This window comes from Acinetobacter sp. LMB-5 (assembly GCF_001541635.1).
In the GTDB taxonomy this organism is placed as follows: Bacteria; Pseudomonadota; Gammaproteobacteria; order Pseudomonadales; family Moraxellaceae; genus Acinetobacter; species Acinetobacter pittii.
The window spans coordinates 1-399 of sequence record NZ_LRDR01000085.1 but is presented as its reverse complement, the minus strand read 5'-3'; the positions used below and the strand labels follow the sequence as shown (position 1 = coordinate 399).

Genomic DNA, 399 nt, shown 5'->3' with positions numbered 1-399 from the left:
CAGCGCCCAACGGGTTTACCATCGCCATAGAAACTGAGCGTACCCTCAAAACCGTGTCTCGCTATCGCGCCATTCTTAAAAGTCACGTCTTAGCGCAAAAGAAAAACTACTGGAGCGCGGTGTTCTATGTGGTGCCCAATGACGACATTCGCCAGCTCTTAATCAAACGGTTTGATCGCGTCGAATATATCCCGTTTGACGAATCCAAACATCCTTTTGAGCACTACCGTTCGAAACTCGTGCGCGTGTTTACGCTCGACGAACTGAAAACCCTCACCATTCAATAATTCATGACTTATGACGACACATCGATGCTCGGCATCGAGACGTCGTCACATCTGGAGAAATCATTATGCGCGTATTTATTGCAGAAAAACCCTCATTAGCCGCGGCTATCTT

At 47.6% G+C, this 399-nt stretch carries 1 protein-coding gene; it reads left to right on the top strand.

Features of this window, described 5'->3' with window-relative positions; all coding sequences use genetic code 11:
- A partial coding sequence (locus tag AW165_RS19865; RefSeq protein WP_416202409.1) for a hypothetical protein occupies window positions 1-287 on the top strand: 287 nt, incomplete at its 5' end.
- Window positions 288-399: the final 112 nt, after the last annotated feature.